The organism is Kitasatospora griseola, from assembly GCF_014648555.1.
Lineage (GTDB): Bacteria > Actinomycetota > Actinomycetes > Streptomycetales > Streptomycetaceae > Kitasatospora > Kitasatospora griseola.
Window position 1 is genome coordinate 144615 of record NZ_BMRI01000002.1, and the last position, 2261, is coordinate 146875.

A 2261-nucleotide genomic window follows, 5' to 3' on the forward strand; every position below is an offset into this window, starting at 1 on the left:
ACCGCGCTGTCGGCCGACAGCACGACCTCGTGGGTGGCCCACTCGACCCCGGGCTCCGGGTTGTGGGCGACGTCGGTCGGCGCCAGGTCCACGTGCAGGGTGCCGCCGCGGACGATGTTCAGCAGCTGCATGCCGCGGCAGATGCCGAGCATCGGGCGGCCGTTGTCCAGCGCGTACCGCACCACGGCCTCGTCGAGCCGGTCCTGCATGGGGTTGACGTCGTACAGCGACGGGTGGTTCGCATCCTCACCGTACGTGGCCGGGTCGACGTCCCCGCCGCCGGGCACCACGAAGCCGGCGCACTCGGCCAGCTCGGCGTCCGACGGGTTGCCCTCGGCGTCCGGCTGCAGCAGCACGGGGCGGGCGCCGGCGGCCCGGATCAGGTCGACGACCTGCTCGAAGATCGCGTTGGCCTCGCCGATGCGCACGTCGGCGCCAGGAGCGTCGCCGTCGCTGAGGCGGACGGGTATCCCGATGAGGGGTTCCGGGTGATCGGTGACGCTCATAAGCTCTCCATGGCCGGCTTGCGGATGAGATGCGAAATCTAGAAGATAGATTTCATGGATGGCAAGGGGTGGACCCAACACATCGAGCCGGTGCGTGCCGCGGGGGCGGCCGAGGCCATCGCTCGTCGGCTCGGCGAGCTGATCGGCGCGCGGATCCTGGTCGGGGGTGACCGCCTGCCGCCGGAGAAGACCCTGGCCGAGCTGTTCGGCGTGGCTGTGATGACGGTCCGCCACTCGATGGCGGTGCTCCGCGAGGACGGCCTGATCGAGACCCGGCGCGGCCGCGGCGCGGGCACCTTCGTGGTCCCCGACATCCTCACCCGGATCGGCGAACTCACCGCCCTGCACCCCTACACCCGGGCCGACATCGAGGAGCTGACGGCCTGGCGGATCGCGGTCTCCGGCGAGGCCTCGGCCCGGGCCGCGCTGCGCGCCTCCGAAGCGGGCCTGGCCCGGATGCGCGAACTCGAGGACGCCGCCGACGCGGTCGTCGCCGACGCCGAGGCCTACCGCACCGCGGACGCCGGCCTGCACCTGTACATCGCCGAACTCTCCGGCTCCAGGCGGCTGTTGGAGGCCGAGCAGGGCATCCAGCACGAACTGACCCGACTGCTCGCCGGCCACCCCGGCGGCACCGAGTCGCGCAGCACCCCCTCCCAGCGCCACCGCGCCCTCGCCGGGGCGATCGAGGCCCGCGACCCGGCCCGCGCCCGCAAGCAGTTCACCGTCCACGCGGAGGCCACCGCGAACCTCTGCCTCCCCTTCGTCCAGGAGCCGGCCGAGTCCTGAACTCCCCCCGAGATCGGTGGAATTCGCTGTTCGCTGTTCGCCACGAGGCGACGGTGATTGTCGCAGCCGTGAACGAGCGGCTTCGACAGGCACCGTCGCAACGCGCCTCAGACGATGTCGAACTCGTTGCCCTCGGGGTCCTGCATGGCCGCGGCGTACAGCCCCGTGCCCGGGTCGTCCCTGATCTGCACCATGGTGGCGCCGGCCTCGACCAGTCGGTCCGCTGCGGCCCTGACCCGCCGCGCGCGGACGTCCAACGGGACGTCACGTCCGCCACCGACCTTGAGGTCGAAGTGCCACCGGTTCTTGGCGGTCTTCGGCTCCGGAACCTGCTGGAACCACACGCGCGGTCCACGACCCGCCGGATCGACGATCGACTCCGGAACATCGCCGGCACCGGCCGGCAACTCCTCCGCGGGCACCCCCAGCGCCTCCCAGTAGGCGCGCCACGTGGTGCAGCCGTCGGGCGCGGGCTCGGGCACATAGCCCAGGGCCCGGGCCCAGAAGGCCACCATCCGCTGCGGATCGGAGCAGTCGATCGTCAACTGCACTGTCATCTCCATCACCGGAGCCTCCCAGACAGGTCTGACGCAACAGACCGCTCAGAAGCCCAGCAGCGTGTACGTGGCGATGGTCTGCGCGAACTGCCAGCCGTCGGCAGGGACGGCGGCGACGGCGACGACGCCGGCCGGGAATACGGAACGTCCGGACAACTCGGCCCCCCTTGTTGTCGTTGCGGTGCCCCGAAGAACGGCGAGCGCGAGTAGACACTCCGTCAACACCGGATCGGCGTCGCGCACCGCGCATGTGGGAAGATCCGCAGGTGAGTGCCATATCGTCGCCCCGCAAGCCGGTCCAGATCTGCGCAGACCCCGGCTGTTCGCAGCCCACCGCGTACCGCACGCGCGCACGTGACGCCTGGTGCGACGACCACATCACCGCGATCCTGCGCGCCGACGGCCTGGA

Annotated in this window: 3 protein-coding genes; 1 reads left to right on the plus strand and 2 read right to left on the minus strand. The window is 71.3% G+C overall.

Translation table 11 applies throughout. The features are described 5' to 3' along the window. Positions 1 to 506, minus strand: a 506-nt coding sequence (locus IEZ12_RS37630) for a gamma-glutamyl-gamma-aminobutyrate hydrolase family protein (RefSeq protein WP_229847190.1), incomplete at its 3' end; no start/stop codon positions are given. A gap of 54 nt (positions 507 to 560) precedes the next feature. Here IEZ12_RS37630 and IEZ12_RS03175 point away from each other — a divergent pair. Then, on the plus strand, positions 561 to 1295 hold the full coding sequence (locus IEZ12_RS03175; RefSeq protein ID WP_189270661.1) for a FadR/GntR family transcriptional regulator: 735 nt from the start codon (positions 561 to 563) through the stop codon (positions 1293 to 1295). Between the two features lie 107 nt (positions 1296 to 1402). Here IEZ12_RS03175 and IEZ12_RS03180 read toward each other — a convergent pair whose 3' ends face one another. Next, positions 1403 to 1858 carry a VOC family protein gene (locus IEZ12_RS03180; RefSeq protein ID WP_189270663.1) on the minus strand — a complete coding sequence of 152 codons (456 nt, stop codon included), beginning with the start codon at positions 1856 to 1858 and terminating at the stop codon, positions 1403 to 1405. Positions 1859 to 2261: the final 403 nt, after the last annotated feature.